The organism is Micromonospora sp. NPDC049044 (assembly GCF_040649215.1).
Lineage (GTDB): Bacteria > Actinomycetota > Actinomycetes > Mycobacteriales > Micromonosporaceae > Micromonospora.
In genome coordinates, this window is the sequence record NZ_JBEZFA010000087.1 from 1 (window position 1) to 1,834 (window position 1,834).

The window sequence follows — 1,834 nt, forward strand, 5'->3', positions numbered from 1 at the left end:
GCCTGCCGTGCCCGGCTCCGGGCGGTCAGGCTTGATCCCTGCGCCGGGCACGGCAGGCCCCCGCCCCGTCGTGGTGGCGTCCGTCCGTTCGTGCCGTGCCCGTCGGTGGGTTGAGAGCTTGGCGGTCAGCGGATAGTGACCCTTTGTGGTCTGTTACCAGCCTCGTGCTCGCCACTGGGGGAGGGCGGGACGTTCCGCTCCCAGGGTGCTGTCGCCGCCGTGGCCGGGGTAGAACCAGGTGTCGTCGGGCAGCTTGTCGAACAGCTTGTGCTCGACGTCGTCGATGAGCGCGGCGAAACGCTCCGGGTCCCGGTCCGTGTTGCCCACGCCACCTGGGAAAAGACTGTCCCCGGTGAAGAGGTGCGGGGTGCCGGCCGGGTCGCGGTAGAGCAGCGCGATCGAGCCCGGGGTGTGCCCCTTGAGGTGGATGACCTCCAACGCGCAGTCGCCCACCGACACGGTGTCGCCGTCGCCGAGACGCTCCGCCTCGATCGGCAGCCCGTCCGCGTCGTCGGCGTGCACAAGGGCCCGCGCGCCGGTCTTGGCGACCACCTCCTCGAGGGCCACCCAGTGGTCCATGTGTTGGTGGGTCGTCACCACTGCGGTGAGCCCACGGTCGCCGATCAGCTCCAGCAACCGGGGCGCCTCGTTGGCGGCGTCGATGAGCACCTGGTCGCCGGTGCCCGTGCAGCGCAGCAGGTACGCGTTGTTGTCCATCGGACCCACCGACAGCTTGCTGATGGTCAGCCCGTCCAGCTCGCGTACCGCCGGCGCGCCGCCGTGGGTGACGTCTCCGCTATAAGTCATGACGCTTCTATATCCATTCCGGTGGAGTAGGCAGGGGGCCGTCGGGAGTGACGGAGAGCGTGCCGCCGTCGGCACGGCCGATCAGCCAGGCGGCGAGGTCGGGCACGGCACCGGAGACGACCGGAGCGCCGACGCGGTCCCCGATCACCACCTCGTGCGCGCCGCCGTCCAGGCGAAGTACGAGCGACGGCGGGGTCGGACCCGTGGCGTGATGGCTGGCCACCTCGCGCAGCAGCCGGTGGGCGAAATTGTCCGACCAGTCCGCGGGCCGGTAGTCGGCGGCCAGGTCGAGGTGGTGCACCTCGATCTCGCGCAGCCGACCCCACACGAGCAGCGCGGCCGGCCACGGGCCCTTACGCGCCTGCACCGTCGCCGCCCAGGCCGGCGCGGGCATCGCCGCGACCGCCTCGGCGAACAGGTCGGCGGTGCGCCGCAGATCGTCAAGGTGTTCGGCGGGCGGACGACCCGAGCCGGTCTCGATGTCGGCGGTGCGGGCCGCCAGCGAGGCGTACATCGGTAGTGCCTCGCCGGTGCGGGCCGCGGTGAGCAGGTTGACGAAGCCGTCGGCGTTGCGCGCCAGGTGCGCCAGCACGTGGCCGCGCGTCCAGCCCGGCAGCAGCGACGCGGCGGCCAGGTCCGTGGCGTCGAAAGACGCCGCGGTACGCAGGAGTCGGCTGGTGGCCGCGTCCACCTCGCCCATCAGCAGGAGCGGATCCGTGGTCACCCGTCGACCCTAGCGGTCCGCCGCCGCGCCGTCGCCGGGGAAATCGCTTTCGGCGCGTCGGCGGGCGACCTACCGTCAGCGGCAGACGCGGCACCGGGACATCGGACGGAGGTGGTGATCATGCCGGACGTGGCACGCGTGTTCCGCCATCATCTGCTCCGACACCGATGAGGATGCCATGACGATCGATCTGAGCGCGCTCGGCTGGGACGCCGAGCGGGCGACGTACGCCGCGCGACGCGGCGAGCACGCACGTGCCGCTGGCCACCCTGCCCGGGATGCGGGAGCGGACGCTGCGCATCT

General features: G+C 72.1%; 2 protein-coding genes. Both read right to left on the reverse strand.

Going from position 1 to position 1,834, the window contains the following annotated elements; genetic code table 11:
• Positions 1–153 precede the first annotated feature (153 nt).
• Positions 154–807: an MBL fold metallo-hydrolase gene (locus tag AB0B85_RS33565; RefSeq protein WP_357413796.1), complete on the reverse strand. Its 654-nt coding sequence runs from the start codon at positions 805–807 to the stop codon at positions 154–156.
• Positions 808–814: 7 nt separating this feature from the next.
• Positions 815–1,531: a maleylpyruvate isomerase family mycothiol-dependent enzyme gene (locus AB0B85_RS33570; protein WP_357413798.1), complete on the reverse strand. Its 717-nt coding sequence runs from the start codon at positions 1,529–1,531 to the stop codon at positions 815–817.
• Positions 1,532–1,834 lie beyond the last annotated feature (303 nt).